Source organism: Bosea sp. (in: a-proteobacteria) (genome assembly GCF_023953965.1).
Lineage (GTDB): Bacteria > Pseudomonadota > Alphaproteobacteria > Rhizobiales > Beijerinckiaceae > Allobosea.
The window spans coordinates 174,082-192,579 of record NZ_JAMLIX010000001.1 but is presented as its reverse complement, the minus strand read 5'-3'; the positions used below and the strand labels follow the sequence as shown (position 1 = coordinate 192,579).

The following is an 18,498-nucleotide window of genomic DNA, read 5'->3' as shown; positions in this document are numbered from 1 at the left end:
GTTGTTCGGATCCCTGTCAACGGCGCTCAATCCTCGATCGGCAGATCGGCGGCAAGGGTCGCGCGCTGCCAATCCGCCAGCATCATGCGCGGCATCGACATCCTGTCCCAGTTTTTGGCATAGAAGGTTCCGCCCAGGCGCGCGACGAGATTCAGTTGGCCATGGTCGATCCGGCCGTCGTCACGCATCAGCGCATCATCGACCCAGACGCGCTCCACCGTTCCCAGGATGATCGAGTGGCTGCCGTGCCGGACCTCCTGCAGCAGCTCGCAACCCAGGCTCACCGGCGCCTCCCCTATGCGCGGCAGGTCGTCCTGGAAGCCCTCGACCGCGGTCAGGCCGGCGAGCGCGAGCTCGTCCTCGCCCTCGGTGAAATCGACGCCGCAGAGATTGACCTGCTGCAGCATCGCCTCGTTGACCAGTCCGACGACGAAGCTGCCGCCGGCGCGGATGTTGACCAGCGTATCCTTGGGCCTGCCATTGGCACGGTCGCCGATGCCGAGCGCGACGATGTCGGGCTGGTAGCTCAGCACGTTGAAGAAGCTGAAGGGCGCCGTGTTGAGCCCGCCCGCCGCGCCGCGCGTGGTGACGAGCGCGATCGGCCGCGGCACCACGCAACTCGTCAGCAGGTGCAGGCGCTCGACCTTGTCGAGCTCCGAGAGACGAAGTTCAGCCATGGCTTTTCCATCCGCCGCCCTGGTCCGACCCGCACGGCCTCATCACCGCTCCTCCGCCAGGAAGGCGACGACCTCGATCTCGAGCGGCACGTCGTTGGGCAGGCTGTTGGCACCGAGCGACAGCCGGGCATGGCGGCCGCGATCGCCGAAGATCTCGACCAGCAGGTCGGAGGCGCCGTTGACCACGGCGGCATGACTGATGAAATCGCTCGTGCAGTTGAGATGCCCGACCAGCTTCAGTATGCCGCCGACGCGGTCCACGTCGCCGACCACATCGGCGATTTTCTGGAGCATGTTGAGCGCGGCGATCCTGGCCGCGTCGTTGCCCTGCTCTATCGTGATTTCCCGGCCGATCTTGCCCCGGTATTTGGGCCGCCCGTCGACCATGCAGGTCGCACCCGAGCAGAAGATCAGCGAGCCCGCGACGGTCGCCGGCACGTAGCTGCCGATCGCCGGCGTGGTGGGCTGGAGCGTCAGCCCCAGCTCCTTCAGGCGGCTCGATACCGACATGGAACGATCCTCTTCTCGTTTGCTTCTCAGGAGACGCGCTCGAACACGCGCAGAATGTTCTCGCCGCGCATCTTGCGCACCGCCGCCGCGTCGAAGCCCATTTTGCCCAGCGCGGAGAAGATGTTGCCGACCTTCTCGATGTTCTCGACATCGCGCGGATAGCTGTGCAGCACGCCGCCATAGAGCGCGCCGGTCGGATCGATCGCCTTGATCTTGTGGTGGAAGACATCCTCGGCGTAGTCGACGAAATCGGTTCCGAGACCGACATGGTCGACGCCGGCGAGCTCGACCATCACCTGCATGTGGCGCGCGACGTCGTCCACGCTCGGATCGTCATCCGTCACCAGCGTCGGATGCAGGCTGACGCCGACCATGCCGCCGCGTTGGGCGAAGGCCTTGATCTGATCGTCCGAGACGTTGCGCACGGTGTCGCAGATCCGGCGTGTGTTCGAATGCGAGGCCACGACCACCGCCTTGTCGGTGACTTCGAAGATATCGGAGACGCCGCGCTCCGAGGTGTGGGACACGTCGATGACGATGCCGAGCTGCTCGAGCAGCCGCACCAGGTCGACGCCGAGATGGCTCAGCCCCGAGACGCCGCGCTCGGTGCAGCCGTCGACGAAATAGTTCCGCCGGTTGCCCGCCATGGTGAAGAGCCGGACACCGAGCTCGTGGAGCATCGGCAGGCTGTCGAGCTTGTCGCCCAGCGTCGCGAAGCTGGCGGCGAGGATGCAGGCGCAGCCGCCGCGTTCGGCGATGGCGCGGGCCTGCGTCGCCGTCTTGGCGAGCTCGAGGCGGCCCTCGCTGCGGCGCACCTCGCGGATGAAGAGCTCGAGCTCGCGCAGGCTCTCGCCGGGCGTGACGATGACGTTGATGCCGCCCTTCTGCAAACGCGGCAGGTGGTTCTTCACGAAGACGTCGCTCTCACCGTAGCGCTCCGTGCGGAACTGGACGTCGGACAGGATGGGGCCGCCATAAAGCGATGCGCCGATCATGGTGGACATGGGATTCTCTCCTTGTTTCAGCCGGATTTCGGGCGTGCATCATCGGTCGCGGTCCAGCCGCGATCGAAGAAGCGTGGTCTTGAGGCATCCGCGGGAGCCTTGCGTCCCGCCGGACGCAGGGCGCTCTAGAACTTGGGCTTGGGGCCGACCCCGCCGAGGCTGACGCACCATTGGCCGGTGGCGACCACGGCGGCGTTGCGGAAGGCGTAGATCATCCCGTCGATCGGGCTCTTCAGCTCCTCGACGACATTGCCGAAGAAATCCGTGATCTCGCCCAGGACCTCGCCCTTGACGACGCGCTGATGCACCTTGATCCGCATCCTGAGGATGCCGCCGTGGCGCGGGCGCACCATGGCCGTCGAGTTCATGAAGGTCTGCTCCCGGTCGATCTGCGGTTCGCCCGGCAGGATGCCGAGATGCTTGATCACATTGGTGTATTCGCGATGCATCTCGGCGGCGTAGCCCTCGTTGATCGAGCAGCCGCCACCAATCTCGATGGTGATGTTCGGGATGTGGTTGATCACCGCGCCGAGCATGCCCGGATATTTGGCGCGGTCCTCCGGATTGGACAGCGTGATCTCGCGTATCGCCGGGTTGCCGGTCGCGAACGCCATCGCCCGCGTGCGGCGCGTCACCTCCTCGTCCGGGCTGGTGCAGTAGAAGATCTCGGTGTCGTCGCCCAGCGGGCCGGCGTCGTGGGTATCGATCATCGCGTCGGCGTGCGCCCGGATCTCCTGCACCATGGCGTGGATGATCGCCTCGGTATGCCCGAGGATGTGCATCACCTTCTCCGGCGGCGCGCCCGGATAGTTGCGGTTGAAGTCGAGGCCATCGACCGGCGACGAGCGCAGCTGGGCGTTGAAGGCGATGATGTTGAGCACCGGCACCAGGATCAGCGCGCCGGAGAGGTCGGCGGGGTTGGTCTCCTTGATCAGGCGCTGCGTCGCCGCCATGCCCTGATATTCGTTGCCGTGGCTGGCGCACTGGATCCACAGCGTCGGCCCGTCCTTGGCGCCGTTGACGATGGCGATCGGCACCTTGCAATAGGAACCGTCATACCACTGCACCGGCTTGAGGAAGCCGGTGACCTTCTCGCCCGGCCTGGCGGTGAGTTCACCGATCGTGATCGTCATTTTTCCCTGGTCCTCCCTGGATCATTCGGTCAGAAGCCGCGTGTCCGCGATGTCCCAGACAGCGGACACGGCGGTGCGGAGCTTGGTCGAAGCTCTGTTCAGGTCGATGGCGATGGTCTCGGACTCGTTCAGCCTGACGACATGGCGGCTGGTGGCGCCGCCATAGGCGATGTGCTCGATCGTGCCGTCGACCCGGTTGACGCCCGGCGCGGCCGTGTCGAAGCCCGTCAGCCTCACCGTTTCGGGCCTGACCGGCACCGAGACCCTTTGCCCCGGCGAGACCGGCCGCTGCGTCTGCGCCAGGATGGTCAGGCCGCCATCGGTACGGACCTTGACCGCATCGCCGACCATCCCCTCGACGACGCCGTCGAACAGCGTCGCCTCGCCGATGAAGGCGGCGACGAAGCGGTTGGCCGGGGTCTCGTAGATCTCCTGGGGCGTGCCGATCTGCGCGATCCTGCCGCCGTTCATCACCACCACCCGATCCGACAGCGACAAGCCCTCGCCCTGGTCGTGGGTCACGAACACCGTCGTCACCCCGATGCGGGCATGCAGCTGCTTGAGCTCGACCCGCATCTCCATGCGCAGCTTGAGGTCGAGATTGCTCAGCGGCTCGTCGAGCAGCAGGACGCTCGGCTCGATCGCGATCGCGCGGGCGAGCGCGATGCGCTGCTGCTGCCCGCCGCTCAGCTGCTTCGGATAGCGCTCGGCGACGCCGGGCAACCTGACGACGTCGAGCGCCGCCGCGACGCGGGTCTGGATCTCGGCACGGGAGAACGCGCGCATCTCCAGGCCGAAGCCGATATTCTCCGCGACCGTCATGTGCGGGAACAGCGCGTAGCTCTGGAACACCATGCCGAGATTGCGCCTGTAGGGCGGCAGCGCCACCACGTCGCGGCCGTCGATCTCGATGCTGCCGGAATCCGGGTCGATCAACCCGGCGATCATCCGCAGGGTCGTGGTCTTGCCGCAGCCGGAAGGCCCGAGCAGGGAGATGAATTCGCCATCCGCGATGGCAAGCTCGACCCCGTCGACCGCGACCATCTGGCCGTAGCTCTTGCGGATATGCCGGATATCAACGGAACTCATCGGCGCCGCCTCCAAAGATCTTCTGCAGGCCGACGGTCTTCTCGATCACGACCGCCAGAACCACGGTGATGGCTATCAGGACGGTCGAGATGGCCGCCACGCTGGGCGATCCGGACCATTGGATATGTTCGAGTATCCGGATCGGCAGCGTGGTCGTGCGCGGATTCGACAGAAAGAGAGAGATCGTGATGTTGTCGAAGCTGATGATGAAGGCGAAGATCGCCCCGCCGACGACGCCCGACTTGATCAGCGGCAAGGTGATGCGCCGGAAGACCGTCACCTCGTCGGCGCCGAGCGTCATCGCCGCCTGCTCGTAGATCGCCGTATCCCGCGCCAGCGCCACGAAGACGAGCCGCAGCACGTAAGGATAGGTGATGACGACATGGCCGAGCACGAGCGACCAGGTCGTGCCGACGCCCGAGACCAGCGAGAAGAAGAACAGGATGGCCAGGCCGGTGATCAGGCCGGGGAGGATCAGCGGCGAGGTGAGCACCGAGAGCAGCACGTGCTTGCCGCGAAAATCGGCGCGATGCAGCCCGATGGCGGCGAGCGTGCCCACCGTCGCCGCGATCACCGTCGACAGGGCGGCGACGACGAGGCTGGTGCCGAGCGAGGCGCGCCATTGCGCGTCGGAGAGCACCTCGCCATACCAGCGCAGCGAGAAGCCCAGCGGCGGAAAGATCGAATAGCCGACCCGGTTGACCGAGATCGCCGCGACGACCACCACCGGCGCCAGCATGAAGACGGCGATGAGCGCCATGTAGGCGCTGGCGAGCCCCGCCGCGACGCGATTGCGACGACGCACGCTCATCGCAGGCCCCGCGGCATGACGAGGCGGAACCCGGCATTGATCAGCGCCAGCATGCCGAGCGCCACGGCGAGCAGGATGAGCCCGAGCGCCGCGGCGAACGGCCAGTTCAGCGTCGCCGTGACCTGCTGGTAGATCAGCGTGGTCATGACGAAGAAGCTGCTGCCGCCGAGAAGCTGGGGCTGGACGAAGGCGGCGACGGAAAGGCTGAAGATCACCGCCGCGGCGCCGGCGACGCCCGGCAGGCTGAGCGGCAGGACGATCCGCAGGAAGCGCCGCATCGGGCGCGCGCCCAGGGTCGAGGCGGCTTCGTCCAGATGCCGGTCGATGCCGAGCAGGGCCGAATAGATCGGCATGACGGCGAAGGCCATCTCGACCTGGGCGAGGCCGATCACCACGGAGGTCATCGATTCCATCAGGCGCAAGGGCTGCTCGACCAGGCCGAGCCCGACCAGGAACTTGTTGAGCACGCCGGTGTCACCGAGGATCACCATCCAGCCGAAGACCCGCACGACGACGCTCATCAGCAGGGGCAGCAGGACGAGCAGGATCAGCAAGGCCCGGATACGCGGCCCCGAACGCGCCATGATCAGCGCAACCGGGTAGGCGACGATAACGGTCACCGTCGTGGTGACGAGGCCGAGCAGCACGGTGCGCCCCAGCGCCGCGAGATAGAACGGATCGGTCAGAAAACGCGCATAGTTCTCGACGGTCGGCGCAGTCGGCCCGAAGCCGTTCACATCGTAGCGCCACAGGCTCACCCAGAAGAGCAGCAGCATCGGCACCGCGAAGAGCGTCAGGAAGATCGCGCCGAGGGGCGCCATCTGCAGGAGCGCGCCGGTCCGGGCGAACATGCCGCCGAGACGAGGCACGGTCCGCGTGTTGTGCGAAAGCTGGCTCATCGACCTCACTCAACCAGATCTGTCGGTCACGGGACGGCGAGCCCAGCATCCGGGCCTGCGGGGCCTCGCTACTTGGCGAGGACCTCGCGGTTCCAGCGCTCCACCCAGCCGTCGCGCAGCGGCGTGATCTCGTGCCAGGGCAAGCTGATGAGCTTGGCGACTTCCTCGCGCCCGTAGATCACCCTCCTGGCGATATCGTCACTCAGCACCGTCTTGGCGTTGACCGGTCCGCTGCCGGAGACCCGGGCGAAGACCTCCTGCGAGGCCGGCGACAGGAATTCGTCGATGAAGGCCTCGGCGAGATCGATGTTCTTCGAGCCTGCCACGATGTTCGCATTGGTGTTGGTGACGAAGCAGCCTTCCTTCGGGCAGGTCATGTCGACCGGGAAGCCTTCCGCCATCAGCCCGGCGACGCGCCCGTCGAACATCGGCGACAGCCAGAGCCCTTCCTGGACGAACATGTCGACCGCGGCCGGGTTGCTCTCGAAGAAATAGGGGTTCTGGCTCTTCAGTGTCTTCAACTTGGTGAAGCCCGGCTCGATGTTCTGCAGATCGCCGCCATTGAGCTTCGCCATCAGATAGAGAAGCATGATGCCGCCATTGCTGGTCATGTTCATCATGCCGACCTTGCCCTTGTAGCGGGGATCCCACAGCGTTTCCCAGCTCTCCGGCTTCGGCTTCACCCGGTTCGTGTTGTAGGCGAGCTTGACGCCGGCGAAGCCGATCGACGGTCCCAGTCCCTCGATTGGATTCTTCGCGACCGGGTAGACGTCGGCATAGTTCGATAATTTGCTGAAATCGCGCTTGATCAGCAGATTCTCCTGAAACGCCGTCAAGTCCAGCCCGCCCCCCATCAGGACGATATCGATGCTGGGGTTGCTCTTCTCGGCCCTGAGCTTGGCCATGATCTGCGCGGAATTGCCCGGCAGAACGATGCTGACGTTGACGTCCTTGTGGGTCTTGCGGAAATTCTTGACGACCTCCTTGACGGCCTCTTCCCAATTGCCGCCGAAGGAGGTCACGACGAGGTTACGCTCGGCGGCCTCGACCGATCCGGCCATCAGTGAAACGGCGACGGCGGCAAGCATTGCACAGCGCTTCAGCATGTCGAACCCCCCATGTCGATGCGGCGCCGTCGGCGCCGCCTTCCGAGGATCCTTGCCCCGGACGAGTGGCAGACTAAGCCGCCCCCGCTGAAGCGATAGTGAATTGTCGCGCTGATTTGATGCGGATTCGGAATGAACCATGCGGCTGCAAGGACAGGTTGCGCAGCCCTTCCGATCCGCTCGAGCTGCTCTCGAAGCCAGCCGCCATCGCCGCCCTCGACGCGGCGATATCGGTCATCCCCGCAGCTTCGCGTTCGCGGCCAAGACCTCGGCGGGAGAACGCCCCACGATCTCCTCGTAAAGAGCCGGATCCGTCGCGCCTTCGGTGTTGATCAGGAAGATGCGCGCCGTCTCATCGAGGCCGATCTGCCTGCGCAGCGCGGGATCACGGGCGACCTGGCTCAACGCGGCCAGGCCGACGCCGCCGCTCTCGCCGGCAACGATCGCGGGGTCCCCCTTCAGCGGGCTGGCGAGCCGCTTCATCGCATCGACCGCCTCGCCGTCCTCGACGGTCATGAAGGCATCGGCGACGCGGGACAGAACGCGCCACGCCACGAGCGAGGGCTCGTAGCATTCCAGCATGGCCATGATGGTCGCCTCGCCATGCTCGACCTTGACCGGACGGCCGGCGCGCGCGCTTTCGAACAGGCAGGCAGCCCTCGCAGGGTCGACGACCACGAAACAAGGCCGCTTCTCGCCGAGGGCCAGGGCGAAATACGCCGCCGTCGCCGCCGCGATGCCGCCGACGCCGGCCTGGACGAAGACATGGGTGGGCGGTTGCGGCATCGCATTCAAGGCCTCGCCCAGCAGGGCCGTGTAGCCCTGCATGACCAGGCCCGGAATGCGTTCATATCCCGGCCACGAGGTATCGGAGACGATGATCCAGCCTTCCTTCCCGGCGATACGCGCGGCCTCGGCGACGGAGTCGTCGTAGTTTCCGGCGACCCGGACCATCTCGGCGCCATACCGCGCGATGGCGGCCACGCGCTCGTCGCTGACGCCCGCATGAACGAAGATGACGCAACGCGCGCCGATCAATCGGGCGCCCTGGGCGACGGATCGACCATGGTTGCCGTCCGTCGCGCAGGCGACCGTGAATGTCGACGCCACCTCGCGGACCTCAGGCGCATCGAAGTCCACGAAGTCGATCGCCCGGCCGAGCTTCCGGGAGGCTTCCTCCACGATGAGGCGGATGACGGCATAGGCCCCGCCGAGCGCCTTGAAACTGCCGAGGCCCAGGCGATGGCCTTCGTCCTTGATGTGGATCGAGGACACCCCCAGCGCCTCCGCGAGCCGCGCAAGCGCGACCAGCGGGGTTTGCCTGTGGCCCTCCCGCTTCGCGAGGAACCGCTCGACTTCGGCTGCGGCTTCGGGGCCGAGCATCCCGGCATCGGCGCGGTCGAGCGGTTTTCCGTGGTCGGGATGGGAATTGGCGATCAGCATGCGACGGGCCTTCAGCTATGGCGAACCTGCGATGTCGACATTATGGCGGCTTCGCGAGGCGACGACGGAGACCTCCGGCGCCTGTCACAGCCATCACGCAATCGTCGTTCGAGCAACGCCTTATCCGGATTCATTTTCGGCAACGATATCCATGAGGGTCTGCCGCAGCCAGACCAGGGCCTGATTGCCCTCGTGACGGCGATGCCAATACATCGACCATTCGAACGGATCGGATTCGAAGGGCAGCTCCTGGATCGTCATCGCGCTGCGCCCCAGGGCGAGGGCCAGGCGCCGGGGCATCACCGACAGCAGGTCGGACCGCTCGAGCACATGCGGGACCAAGAGCCAGTGCGGGACGTTCAGCGCCACACGACGCGTCAGCCCCAGCCGCGAGAGCACATCGTCGACGAAGCGGCGATCGGTCGGCGACATCGAAACCTTGAGCTGCCGGGCCGCGAGGAAATCGTCCAATGAGAGCGGGCTTCCGACCAGCGGGTGGTCCCTTCGCATGACGCAGACCATCCGGTCCGACATCAGGCACGCCGATCTGATCGAGGTCGCGTGGATCAGCCCCATGCTGACGGCCATGTCGACCTCGTCCTTCTCGAGCGCTTCGACCGTCCGCGTCGGAGATGCATGGATGATGTCGAACTCCAGCCCCGGCGCCTCGACGTTCAAGCGCTCCGAGAGGCGCGGCAGCAGCAGCAGGCCGAGCAGATCGGAAAGCCGCAGCGTGAAGGAGCGCGAGGACGTCGCCGGATCGAACCCCGGCTCGCTGTCGAGCACGCGCTCGATCTGGCGCAGGACCTGACGCACCGGCTCCGTCAGCTCCAGCGCCCGCGGCGTCGCCTGCATTCCCGCCGCCGTTCGCACGAGCAGGTCGTCCTTGAAGATATGGCGCAGTCGCGACAAGGCGTTGCTCATCGCCGGCTGGCTGAGGCCGATCTTGTCGGCGGCGCGCGTCACATGCCGATCGGTGAGGAGAGCATTCAGCGCCACCAGGAGATTGAGGTCTATGGATCGCAGATTCATTCGAATCGTCCCGCGCCCGGCATGCGGCCATTCATGGCGTCAATAATGACAGAACAACAATCAATTTCTGCAACGGGTGCGGCTGCGCTCGTATGGCGCCGATGACGCGGCGCCCCCGAAGCCCGGCGCAAGACAGTTCCGGCGTGAACCGGCCCGGCCGGGGCCGCGCCGGGCGCAAAGATCAGGCGCCGCCGCATTGCGAAGCCGGAAAAACAGAAGGGGATTGAAGATGATCACGAGGCGCAAGACGATATTCGCGGCTGCCGCTCTCTTGTCTGCGGGCTTCGCGCTGGCTGCAAACGCGCAGTCGACCCTCGATCGGGCCAGGCAAGACGGCTTTCTGCGCGTCGGATTCCCGAACCAGGTGCCCTATGCCTATGCCAATGAACGGGGGCAACTGACGGGCGCCGATGCTGCTGTCGCACGGCTGGTCGTCAAGAAGATGGGCATCGCCGAGATGGATGGCGTGCTCACCGAGTTCGCATCGCTCATCCCGGGGCTCAAGGCCAAGCGTTTCGACGTCGTTCTGGCCATGTTCGTCAATCCGCAGCGCTGCGCCCAGGTTTTCTTCTCCGAGCCGATCTACAAGATCGGCCAGGCGATCGCGGTGAGGCAGGGCAATCCCAAGAAGGTCACGGGCTGGAACGACCTCGTCAGCCGGGACGACGTCAAGCTCGCGATCATGGCGGGTGCCGTCCAGGCGAGCTATCTGAAGAAGCTCGGCGTGGCCGATGCCCGGGTCTCCGCCTTCCCGGACGGGCCGAGCGCGATGGCGGCCGTCGCCACCGGCCGGGCGGATGCCTTCGCCATCAGCGACCTGCCGGCGCGCCGGCTCGTCGAAGCGATGGGCGCCTCCGGCGGCGTCGAGCTGGTGAAGGGCGTCGCGGACCCGACGATCGACGGGCGGCCGGGGCGCGGCTACAGCGCCTTCGCCTTCCGCCCGGAGGACGAGAGCCTGCGGGTGGCGTTCAACGCGGCCCTGGCCGAGGTCAAGAAATCCGACGAGTTTCTCGCGGCGATGACCCCGTTCGGCTTCACGAAGGAGAATCTGCCGGATCTCACCACGGCCGAACTCTGCCGGTGAGAGCCGGCTCGCGGCCGGGACGCGACTCGATCTGCCGGCCGCCGCCGGCGGATCGAGAGGTCATTGGGGGCGAGAGACGAGCCTGATGCCTGCCTATCTGCCCAATCTCCTCGGAGGCATCGGCGTCACGGCCCAGATCGCGGTGCTGTCCGCTCTGGTGGCATTCCTGCTGGCGTCGATCTTCGGCGTGATGCGGGGCTCCGCCCGGCGTTCGCTCGCTATCCTCGCGATCATCTACATTGAATTCTTCCGGGGCACGTCCCTCCTCGTCCAGCTCTTCTGGTTGTACTTCGTGCTTCCGCAGTTTGGCGTGTCCTGGCCACCGCTATGGGTGGCGGTCATCGGCATCGGGCTGAATTACGGCGCCTATGGCGCGGAAATCGTCCGCGCGGCGCTGGCGTCCGTCGCGAAGGGGCAGCGCGAGGCCGCTCATGCGCTCGGCCTGACCGGGCTTCAGTGCCTTCGCCTGGTCATCGTCCCGCAGGCACTGGTCATCTTCATCCGCCCCTGGGGCAATCTGATGATCCAGCTTTTGAAGGCGACCTCGCTGGTGTCTCTGATCACGATCGCCGATCTGACCTATCGCGCCTATCAATTGACGCAGCTGACGATGCAGACGATGCAGATCATGGGTCTGGTTCTCCTGATCTACTTCGTTCTCGCCCAGATCATCGCCGCGGCCGTGTCGTTCGCCGATCTGCGTGTCGGAACGTGGAGAAGGGTGCGGGCCGGCGATGGATGACATCTGGGACTGGTCGTTCGCCTTCTCGGTGCTGCCGGCGCTGCTCAAGGCGACGGGGGTGTCGCTGTTTGCCGTGGCGGCCTCCTTCGCCCTGGCCTTGATCGTCGCGCTGCCTTTGGCCGTGGCGCGGGAGAGCCGAGGGCGATCCATTCGCTATCTCAGCGGCGGCTTCGTGGAGTTCGTGCGCTCGACGCCGATCCTGACGCAGATCTACGCGCTCTATTTCGCTCTCCCGGGGTTCGGGATCGTGCTTCCGGCGCTGGCGACGGGCGTCCTCGCGCTGGGCGTTCACTATGCGGCCTATATCAGCGAGGTCTACAGGACCGGCTTCAGGAGCGTCGGACAGGGGCAGCGCGAAGCCGCGGCGGCGCTGGGGCTTTCGCGGCCGGTCGCATTCCTGAAGATCGTCATGCCACAGGCCATCGTGCCGATGATCCCGATGCTCGGGAACTACCTGATCGCGCTCTACAAGGAAACGCCGCTGCTCGCGGCCATCGCGATCATCGAGGTGATGCAGACCGCGAAGCTGATCGGGTCCGAGACGTTCCGGTACAACGAGCCGATCACGATCGCCGGCCTGATCTTCCTGGTGCTGAGCATTGCCTCGGCCCGGGTCATTGCGATCATCGAGCGCCGCGCCACGAAATGGCGATGAGCATCGCTGCCCGAGACCGGCCCCTCCGGAGCCGATCGCCGCAGCCCGGCTTCGCCCCGGCGTCCGCCGGCATCGCAATCATTCACCATATCAATACCTCTAGAGAAACAATCCATTTTGCTGATGATGAAGCATCGGGTTGTATCGATCCCGTTCCAACCCGTCAGGCACACATATGAGGAGCGCGCCGGTGACCGATATCCAGAATCTGAAGGACACGATCAAGGTCTGCATGTTCGACCAGTATGGCACCGTAGTCGACATGCAGGGCGGGCTCACCAAGATCGCCACGCCCTATCTGGCGTCGAAAGGCTGGAAGGGCAGCCCGAACTCCTTCGTGACCTGGTGGCGCCGCACCCATTTCGAGAACTCGATGATCGACGCCCTGCTGCACAGGGCGCATACGCCATATCGCGAGATCGGCTTCCGGGCGGTCGACCACGTCCTCAACCGCTGCGGCATCGCGCATACCGACGACGAGGTCAGCGCGCTCGTCGCCGAGATCGAGAAGCTCGAGTGCTTCCCCGAGGTTCCGGCCGCGCTCGCGAAATTGCAGACAAAGTACAAGCTCGTCGTGCTCTCGAACGGCGATCCGGACATGCTCGAGACCGCGAAGAAATACCACAAGGTCCCGTTCGACCGGGTCATCTCCGTTGCGGAAGCCAACTCCTTCAAGCCGCATGTGGCGACCTATACCAAGGCGGCGGAGCTTCTCGGCCTGCGGATGGACCAGATCCTGTTCGTCGCCAACCACGCCTTCGACGTCATCGGCGCGAAATCCGCCGGGATGCGCACCGCCATGATCAACCGGCGCGACCGGCCGTTCGAGCGCACGCCGCACCAGCCCGACATCACCATGCCGACAATGACGGACCTTGCCGATGCAATGGTCTGACGGCGCCCCGCTCGCCGGCATCAGGGTCCTCGACCTCTGCCGCGTCGTCTCGGGCCCTTTCGCGACGATGCTGCTGGGGGACCTGGGGGCCGACGTGCTGAAGGTCGAGGAGCCGAGGAATGGCGACGAATCGCGGACCTATGGTCCGCCCTTCGTCGGTGGCGAGAGCGCCTATTTCCTGTCGGTCAACCGCAACAAGCGCAGCTGCGCGGTCGACCTCAAATCGCAGACCGGCCGCGACCTCGTCCTGCGTCTCGCCCGCGTGGCGGATGTCGTGATCGAGAATTTCCGGCCGGGCACGATGGAGCGGCTGGGGCTGGGCTTCGACACGCTGCGGCAGGGCAATGAACGGCTGCTCTATTGCGGCATCTCCGGTTTCGGGCGGACCGGCCCCGAGGCCGGCCGGCCGGGCTACGACCTGATCCTGCAGGGCGAATCGGGCGTCATGGACATCACCGGCGACGCCGATGGCCCGCCGACCAAGGTCGGCACCTCGATCGCCGATCTCGTGACCGGCCTCTACGCGGCCCAGGCCGTGCTCGCGGGGCTCGCCCAGCGCCAGCGCACCGGCACCGGCGGGCGCGTCGACGTCTCCATGCTCGACTCTATGGCGTCGCTTCTGACGTTCAACGCCGGCATGTACTTCGCCTCCGGCAGGAGCCCGAAGCGGCGCGGAAACGCCCATCCGACCATCAGCCCCTACGAGACCTTCCGGGCCGCCGATGGCTGGTTCAATCTGGGCGTCGCCAATGACCGCTTCTGGGCGGCCTTCTGCAAGGCGATGGCGCGCCCGGACCTGCTGGCGGAGCCGCGCTATGCGCGCGCCGCGGACAGGGCGGCGCTGCGCGCGGAGCTCAAGGCGATCCTGGAACCGGTCTTTCGGGAAAAGCCGCGCGGCCACTGGACGGCGCTGTTCATCGCGGCGGGGATTCCCTGCGGCGCGATCAAATCGGTCGGCGAGGTCTGCGAGGAGCCCCAGCTCGCCGCGCGGGGCGTCGCGCGCAGCATGCATCATCCGGCGGCCGGCGACCTGCGCTATCTGGCGAGCGCCGTGCGCTTCGACGACGAGCCGCCGCCGGATGCGCGCAGGCCCCCGCTGCTCGGCGAGCACAACGGCGAGATCCTCGCCGAATGGCTTTCGATGGACGAGGCGCAGATCGCGGGCCTTGCCTGCTCGGGCGCATTCGGGGAAACGTCCGCCGGCGGGAAGGAGAACGCATGAGCAAGGCGCAACATGATTGGCAGGCGCTCGGGCAGGAAATGCTCGTGCGCGCGGCCGGCGAAGACCGGCAGGCGTTCAACTCCTTCTTCCTGTCGCGGCTGTTCGGCTTCAAGGTCTCCTATCCCGGCGACGAATGCCTGGTGGCCTTCGAGGCGATCCCGACCCTGTTCAATCCCCAGGGCACGCTTCACGGCGGCGTCCTCGCCACCGCCCTGGATATCTCGATGGGGCACCTGCTCAACCATCGCGCCGGCCCCGGCGCGACCCTCGAGATGAAGATCCAGTACATCGCTCCGATCGGTGGCGGCGAGGTCACCTGCCGCGCCTCGTTCCTGCGCCAGGGCCGGGGCATCTCCTATCTGCAGTCCCACGCCTTCAGGGCCGATGGCGAGCTCGCCGCCCATGCGACGGCGACGTGGAAGCTTCTCAAGGCCGGCTAGATCGCCGCGAACCGATCGCATGATCCCACGCCTTTCGATCGCGCCGCCCGACCGGCAGATCGAGCCGGCCGCCCGCGCCGCGTTCGGCGACGCGCTCTCCTGCAACGGCAACGGCGCCTGCTTCAATTTCGACGCCGACGATGCGATGTGCCCGTCCTGGAAGGTGACGCGCGACCGGCGGCATTCCCCCAAGGGGCGCGCCGGGCTCGTCCGCGAATGGCTGCGCCTGCTGGCCCGGCAGGGCGTCGATCCCTCGGCCGGCCATGGCGAGCCGTCATGGCTCACCCTGCCGCGCCGCGCCTGGCACAGCTTGCGCGCCAGATGCGGCGAGCCGGACTTCTCACATGAGGTCAAGGCCGCGATGGATGGCTGCCTCGCCTGCAAGTCCTGCGTCGGGCAATGCCCGGTCAAGGTCGATGTGCCGGCGTTCCGGGCGCGCTTCCTCGCCGCCTATCATGGCCGCTATCTGCGGCCGCCGCGGGATTGGCTCCTGTCCCTGCTCGAAAGCCTGCTGCCGGTCGCCGCCTATGTCCCGGCGCTCTACAACGGCGTCGTCTCGAGCGGCCCCGGCAGGATGCTGCTGCGTTCCTGCGGGCTGGTCGCCACGCCCAGGCTCACCGGTCTGCGGCCGGAGCCGTCGCTCGCGCGGCTCGGCGTGAAAACCGCCACGCCGGATGCGATCGGCCGCCTCTCGCCCGAGGAGCGCGGTCGCAGCCTCGTCCTGGTGCAGGACGCCTTCACCGGCTATTTCGAGACCCGGCTCCTGATCGATCTGGCGCGGGTCGCGCAGGCGCTCGGATACATTCCCTGGCTTGCGCCATACAAGCCGAACGGCAAGCCGCTGCACGTGACCGGCCGGCTCGCGGCCTTCGCCAGGGCGGCCGCCCGGAATGCCGCCATGCTGAAAGCGCTGGAAACCTCGGGCGTTCCGCTGGTGGGCCTCGACCCCTCGATGACGCTGACTTATCGCTCCGAATACCGCAGCGCGCTCGGCGAAGCCGCGCCGCAGGTGCTGCTGCCTCAGGAATGGCTCCTGCGCGCGCTCGCGGGGCGGGCCCGCCCCGCGCGCCTCGGCCGGGAGTTCCAGCTGCTCCCGCACTGCACCGAGCGAACCAATGCGGGCAGCGCGGCCGATGACTGGAAGTCCGTCTTCGCGGTGTTCGGGGCCAGGCTCGACATCCTGCCCAGCGGCTGCTGCGGGATGGCGGGGACCTATGGCCACGAGGCAACGAAGCGGGATCTCTCGGAGCGCATCTATCAGATGAGCTGGGCGCCGATCGTCGCCCGCGCCGGCAGGCAGGGCCGCCTGATGGCGACGGGCTATTCATGCCGGTCGCAGGCGAAGCTGATCGATGCGATCGAGCTCAAGCATCCGATCCAGGTCCTGACCGCGCTGGTCGAGGCCGGCTCCGGCCCATGACCGGCCGGCCGCTGCGCCTCCTCCGTCAGGCCAGCCGCATCACGAAGGGGTTGGCGGGACGCTGATCGGAATTGTTCAGCCAGACCGTCTTCGGCTGCATGTAGCTCTTGATCATCTCCTGGCCGCTTTCGCGCCCGAGGCCGCTGTCCTTCACCCCTCCGAACGGGGCCATGTAGCTCAGCGCGCGGTAGGTGTTGATCCAGACCGTGCCCGACTGCAGCCCCTTCGACATGCGGAAGGCGCGCGCCATGTCCTTCGTCCAGACGCCCGCGGCCAGGCCGTATTGAGAGTTGTTGGCGATCCGGAGAGCCTCGGCTTCGTCCTCGAAGGGGATGACGGCCAGGACGGGGCCGAAGACCTCCCTGCGTGCGAGCTCGGCCTCGTTGTCGACATCCCGGAATATCGTCGGCTCGACGAAGAGGCCGCCGGTCGCGGTCTCCATCGCCTTTCCGCCCCAGGCGACGACCAGCCCTTCCTTCCGGGCATCGGCGATGCACGAGAGGACCTTGTTGTAATGCGGGAGGTTGGCCAGCGGCCCCATCTGGGTCTCGGGGTCGAGCGGGTCGCCGATTTTGACGTTCCGCGCCATCTCGCGCAGCGTCTCGATGAAGGGTTCGTAGATCGAGCGCTGCAGCAGGAGGCGGGATCCGGCGATGCAGGTCTGCCCGGCGGCGGCGAAAATGCCGGAGGCGACCCCCGCGGCGGCGGCTTCGAGATCCGCATCGGCGAAAACGATGTTGGGCGACTTGCCGCCGAGCTCGAGCGTGACGTGCTTGAGATCCGCTGCCGCGGCCTTGTTGATCGCCTTGCCGGCGGCGTCGGAGCCGGTGAAGGCGATCTTGGCGACGCCTGGATGCGACACCAGGGGAGCGCCCACGCCCTGTCCCGTGCCGCAGATCACGTTCACGACCCCGGGCGGGAACCCGGCCTGCTCGAACAGCTCGACGAAAGCAATCGTCGAGGCGCTCGCGAACTCGGACGGCTTGACGACGAAGGTGTTGCCGGCGGCGAGGCCGGGCGCCAGCTTCCATGTCAGCAGCAGGAGCGGAGAATTCCACGCCGTGATCGCGGCGACGACGCCGAGCGGCTCCCAGGTGGTGTAGACGAAATGATCGGGCCGCTCGATCGGCAGGACCGCGCCTTCGACCTTATCGGCCAGGCCGCCATAGTAGTAGAACCATTGCGGGATCGTCCGGAGCTGGATCAGCATCTCGTTGAGGAGCTTGCCGTTGTCGCGGACTTCCAGCTCCGCCAGCCGGGCGGCGTTCCCGGCGATCAGGTCGCCCACGCGCCTGAGCAGCGCGCCACGGGCCGTCGCGGACAGGCCCGCCCATTCCGGAGCCCTGAAGGCCGCAGCCGCGGCGTCGACGGCCGCATCGACATCGGCCTGGTCGCTGTCGGGAATCGCGCACCAATTCTCGTTGCGATAGGGATCGAGGCTCGGCAGCCATCGCCCGGATGCGGCCGGCACGCTTCGCCCGCCGATGATGTTCGTGAAATGCTCCATGATCGGCTCTCCTCATAATCCTGTGCGGGCAAGCGCGCGGCCTGCCGGCCCCCTGCTGCGGGGGCATGATGCCATCCTCCGCCGGCGTCGCCGGCGGCGCCTATTCGGGGATGCAGAGCTTGAGCACGTCCCAGGATTTGCGGATCAGATCCTGGGTCACCCTGTGCGCTTCCTCGGAATTGCCCCGCCGGATCGCCTCGGCGATGGCGCGGCTGCCTTCCAGCGAGGTTCCCATCAACTGGGGAAAGTTCCGATAGGCGAAGAAACGATAGCGCAGGCTTTGCTTGTCGATCCCGTTCAGCAAACGGCGCAGCGTGGCATTGTCCGCGGCGATGTGGATGGCGCCGGTAAAGGCCACGTTGGCCTCGAAATAGCGGGCGACATCGGAGCGCTCGAAGGCTTTCTTCAGTTCGACGAGCGCGCGGTCGAGCAGGCGCTGGGCCGGCGGGCGGATGTTCTTCGCCGCCTCGCTCGCGGCGATCGCCTCCAGCGACAGGCGGCAGAGATAGACCTCGTTGAGATCGCGGCGGTTCATCGCCGCGACGCGCGCGCCGCGCCGCTCGGTCTTGACGACGAGACCTTCCTGCTCCAGCAGCCGGATCGCATCGCGGACCGGAGAGCGGCTGACGTTGAAGCGCGCCGCGACATCATCCTCGATCATGCGCGAATTCGGCGCGATGCGCCCGACGATGATATCCGAGGTCAGGACCTCGGCGATGCGCCCCGGCGAAAGCGTGGGAGAAGCGGTATCGGTCATCGCTGCCCTGTCCGAGAAAGTCGGTTATCGGTCCGCGGCCATCGGATCGGTTCGATTCCAGTGAATATCGCG

19 protein-coding genes are annotated in these 18,498 nt (G+C 66.6%); 7 read left to right on the top strand and 12 right to left on the bottom strand.

The features are described from left to right. Nucleotides 1-26 precede the first annotated feature (26 nt). The 10 genes from M9917_RS00820 to M9917_RS00775 all read right to left on the bottom strand — a co-directional run bounded on the left by M9917_RS00820 (nt 27) and on the right by M9917_RS00775 (nt 9,704). Nucleotides 27-677 carry a flavin reductase family protein gene (locus M9917_RS00820; RefSeq protein WP_297250402.1) on the bottom strand — a complete coding sequence of 217 codons (651 nt, stop codon included), beginning with the start codon at nt 675-677 and terminating at the stop codon, nt 27-29. Between the two features lie 42 nt (nt 678-719). Beyond that, nucleotides 720-1,187: a RidA family protein gene (locus M9917_RS00815; RefSeq protein ID WP_297250400.1), complete on the bottom strand. Its 468-nt coding sequence runs from the start codon at nt 1,185-1,187 to the stop codon at nt 720-722. A 26-nt stretch (nt 1,188-1,213) separates the two neighbouring features. After that, nucleotides 1,214-2,191, bottom strand: coding sequence for a dipeptidase (locus M9917_RS00810; RefSeq protein ID WP_297250398.1), 978 nt, complete (start codon nt 2,189-2,191; stop codon nt 1,214-1,216). A gap of 125 nt (nt 2,192-2,316) precedes the next feature. Beyond that, complete coding sequence (locus M9917_RS00805; RefSeq protein ID WP_297250396.1) at nt 2,317-3,324, bottom strand: succinylglutamate desuccinylase/aspartoacylase family protein; 1,008 nt, start codon at nt 3,322-3,324, stop codon at nt 2,317-2,319. A gap of 21 nt (nt 3,325-3,345) precedes the next feature. Then, entirely contained in the window at nt 3,346-4,413 is a 1,068-nt protein-coding gene (locus tag M9917_RS00800; RefSeq protein WP_297250392.1) for an ABC transporter ATP-binding protein, read from the bottom strand. Beyond that, entirely contained in the window at nt 4,400-5,224 is an 825-nt protein-coding gene (locus M9917_RS00795; RefSeq protein WP_297250390.1) for an ABC transporter permease, read from the bottom strand. Before M9917_RS00795 ends, M9917_RS00800 begins: the two co-directional genes overlap by 14 nt. After that, nucleotides 5,221-6,123: an ABC transporter permease gene (locus tag M9917_RS00790; protein WP_297250388.1), complete on the bottom strand. Its 903-nt coding sequence runs from the start codon at nt 6,121-6,123 to the stop codon at nt 5,221-5,223. The genes M9917_RS00795 and M9917_RS00790 overlap by 4 nt, the downstream gene beginning before the upstream one ends. Before the next feature lie 68 nt (nt 6,124-6,191). Next, nucleotides 6,192-7,229: an ABC transporter substrate-binding protein gene (locus M9917_RS00785; protein WP_297250386.1), complete on the bottom strand. Its 1,038-nt coding sequence runs from the start codon at nt 7,227-7,229 to the stop codon at nt 6,192-6,194. 234 nt (nt 7,230-7,463) lie between these two features. Then, nucleotides 7,464-8,672: a diaminopropionate ammonia-lyase gene (locus M9917_RS00780; protein ID WP_297250383.1), complete on the bottom strand. Its 1,209-nt coding sequence runs from the start codon at nt 8,670-8,672 to the stop codon at nt 7,464-7,466. A gap of 120 nt (nt 8,673-8,792) precedes the next feature. Further along, nucleotides 8,793-9,704 (bottom strand): LysR family transcriptional regulator, encoded by a 912-nt coding sequence (locus M9917_RS00775; protein WP_297250381.1) that lies wholly within the window; start codon nt 9,702-9,704, stop codon nt 8,793-8,795. 229 nt (nt 9,705-9,933) lie between these two features. Here M9917_RS00775 and ehuB point away from each other — a divergent pair, with 229 nt between their 5' ends. From ehuB to M9917_RS00740, 7 genes are all read left to right on the top strand, one after another. Then, nucleotides 9,934-10,788 carry an ectoine/hydroxyectoine ABC transporter substrate-binding protein EhuB gene (gene ehuB / locus M9917_RS00770; protein WP_297250379.1) on the top strand — a complete coding sequence of 285 codons (855 nt, stop codon included), beginning with the start codon at nt 9,934-9,936 and terminating at the stop codon, nt 10,786-10,788. A gap of 85 nt (nt 10,789-10,873) precedes the next feature. Further along, complete coding sequence (gene ehuC / locus M9917_RS00765; protein ID WP_297250377.1) at nt 10,874-11,530, top strand: ectoine/hydroxyectoine ABC transporter permease subunit EhuC; 657 nt, start codon at nt 10,874-10,876, stop codon at nt 11,528-11,530. Then, nucleotides 11,523-12,185 (top strand): ectoine/hydroxyectoine ABC transporter permease subunit EhuD, encoded by a 663-nt coding sequence (gene ehuD / locus M9917_RS00760; protein ID WP_297250375.1) that lies wholly within the window; start codon nt 11,523-11,525, stop codon nt 12,183-12,185. The genes ehuC and ehuD overlap by 8 nt, the downstream gene beginning before the upstream one ends. A 190-nt stretch (nt 12,186-12,375) precedes the next feature. Beyond that, nucleotides 12,376-13,080: a haloacid dehalogenase type II gene (locus M9917_RS00755; protein WP_297250373.1), complete on the top strand. Its 705-nt coding sequence runs from the start codon at nt 12,376-12,378 to the stop codon at nt 13,078-13,080. Next, entirely contained in the window at nt 13,067-14,302 is a 1,236-nt protein-coding gene (locus tag M9917_RS00750) for a CaiB/BaiF CoA transferase family protein (protein WP_297250371.1), read from the top strand. The genes M9917_RS00755 and M9917_RS00750 overlap by 14 nt, the downstream gene beginning before the upstream one ends. Then, nucleotides 14,299-14,742, top strand: coding sequence for a PaaI family thioesterase (locus M9917_RS00745; RefSeq protein ID WP_297250369.1), 444 nt, complete (start codon nt 14,299-14,301; stop codon nt 14,740-14,742). Before M9917_RS00750 ends, M9917_RS00745 begins: the two co-directional genes overlap by 4 nt. 19 nt (nt 14,743-14,761) lie before the next feature. After that, nucleotides 14,762-16,162, top strand: coding sequence for a (Fe-S)-binding protein (locus M9917_RS00740; RefSeq protein WP_297250367.1), 1,401 nt, complete (start codon nt 14,762-14,764; stop codon nt 16,160-16,162). A 25-nt stretch (nt 16,163-16,187) separates the two neighbouring features. Here the strand turns inward: M9917_RS00740 and M9917_RS00735 are convergent, their stop codons facing one another. Both M9917_RS00735 and M9917_RS00730 read right to left on the bottom strand, forming a co-directional pair. Continuing rightward, complete coding sequence (locus tag M9917_RS00735) at nt 16,188-17,669, bottom strand: aldehyde dehydrogenase (protein ID WP_297250365.1); 1,482 nt, start codon at nt 17,667-17,669, stop codon at nt 16,188-16,190. A 100-nt stretch (nt 17,670-17,769) separates the two neighbouring features. Then, nucleotides 17,770-18,426, bottom strand: coding sequence for a GntR family transcriptional regulator (locus M9917_RS00730; RefSeq protein ID WP_297250363.1), 657 nt, complete (start codon nt 18,424-18,426; stop codon nt 17,770-17,772). Between the last annotated feature and the right edge of the window lie 72 nt (nt 18,427-18,498).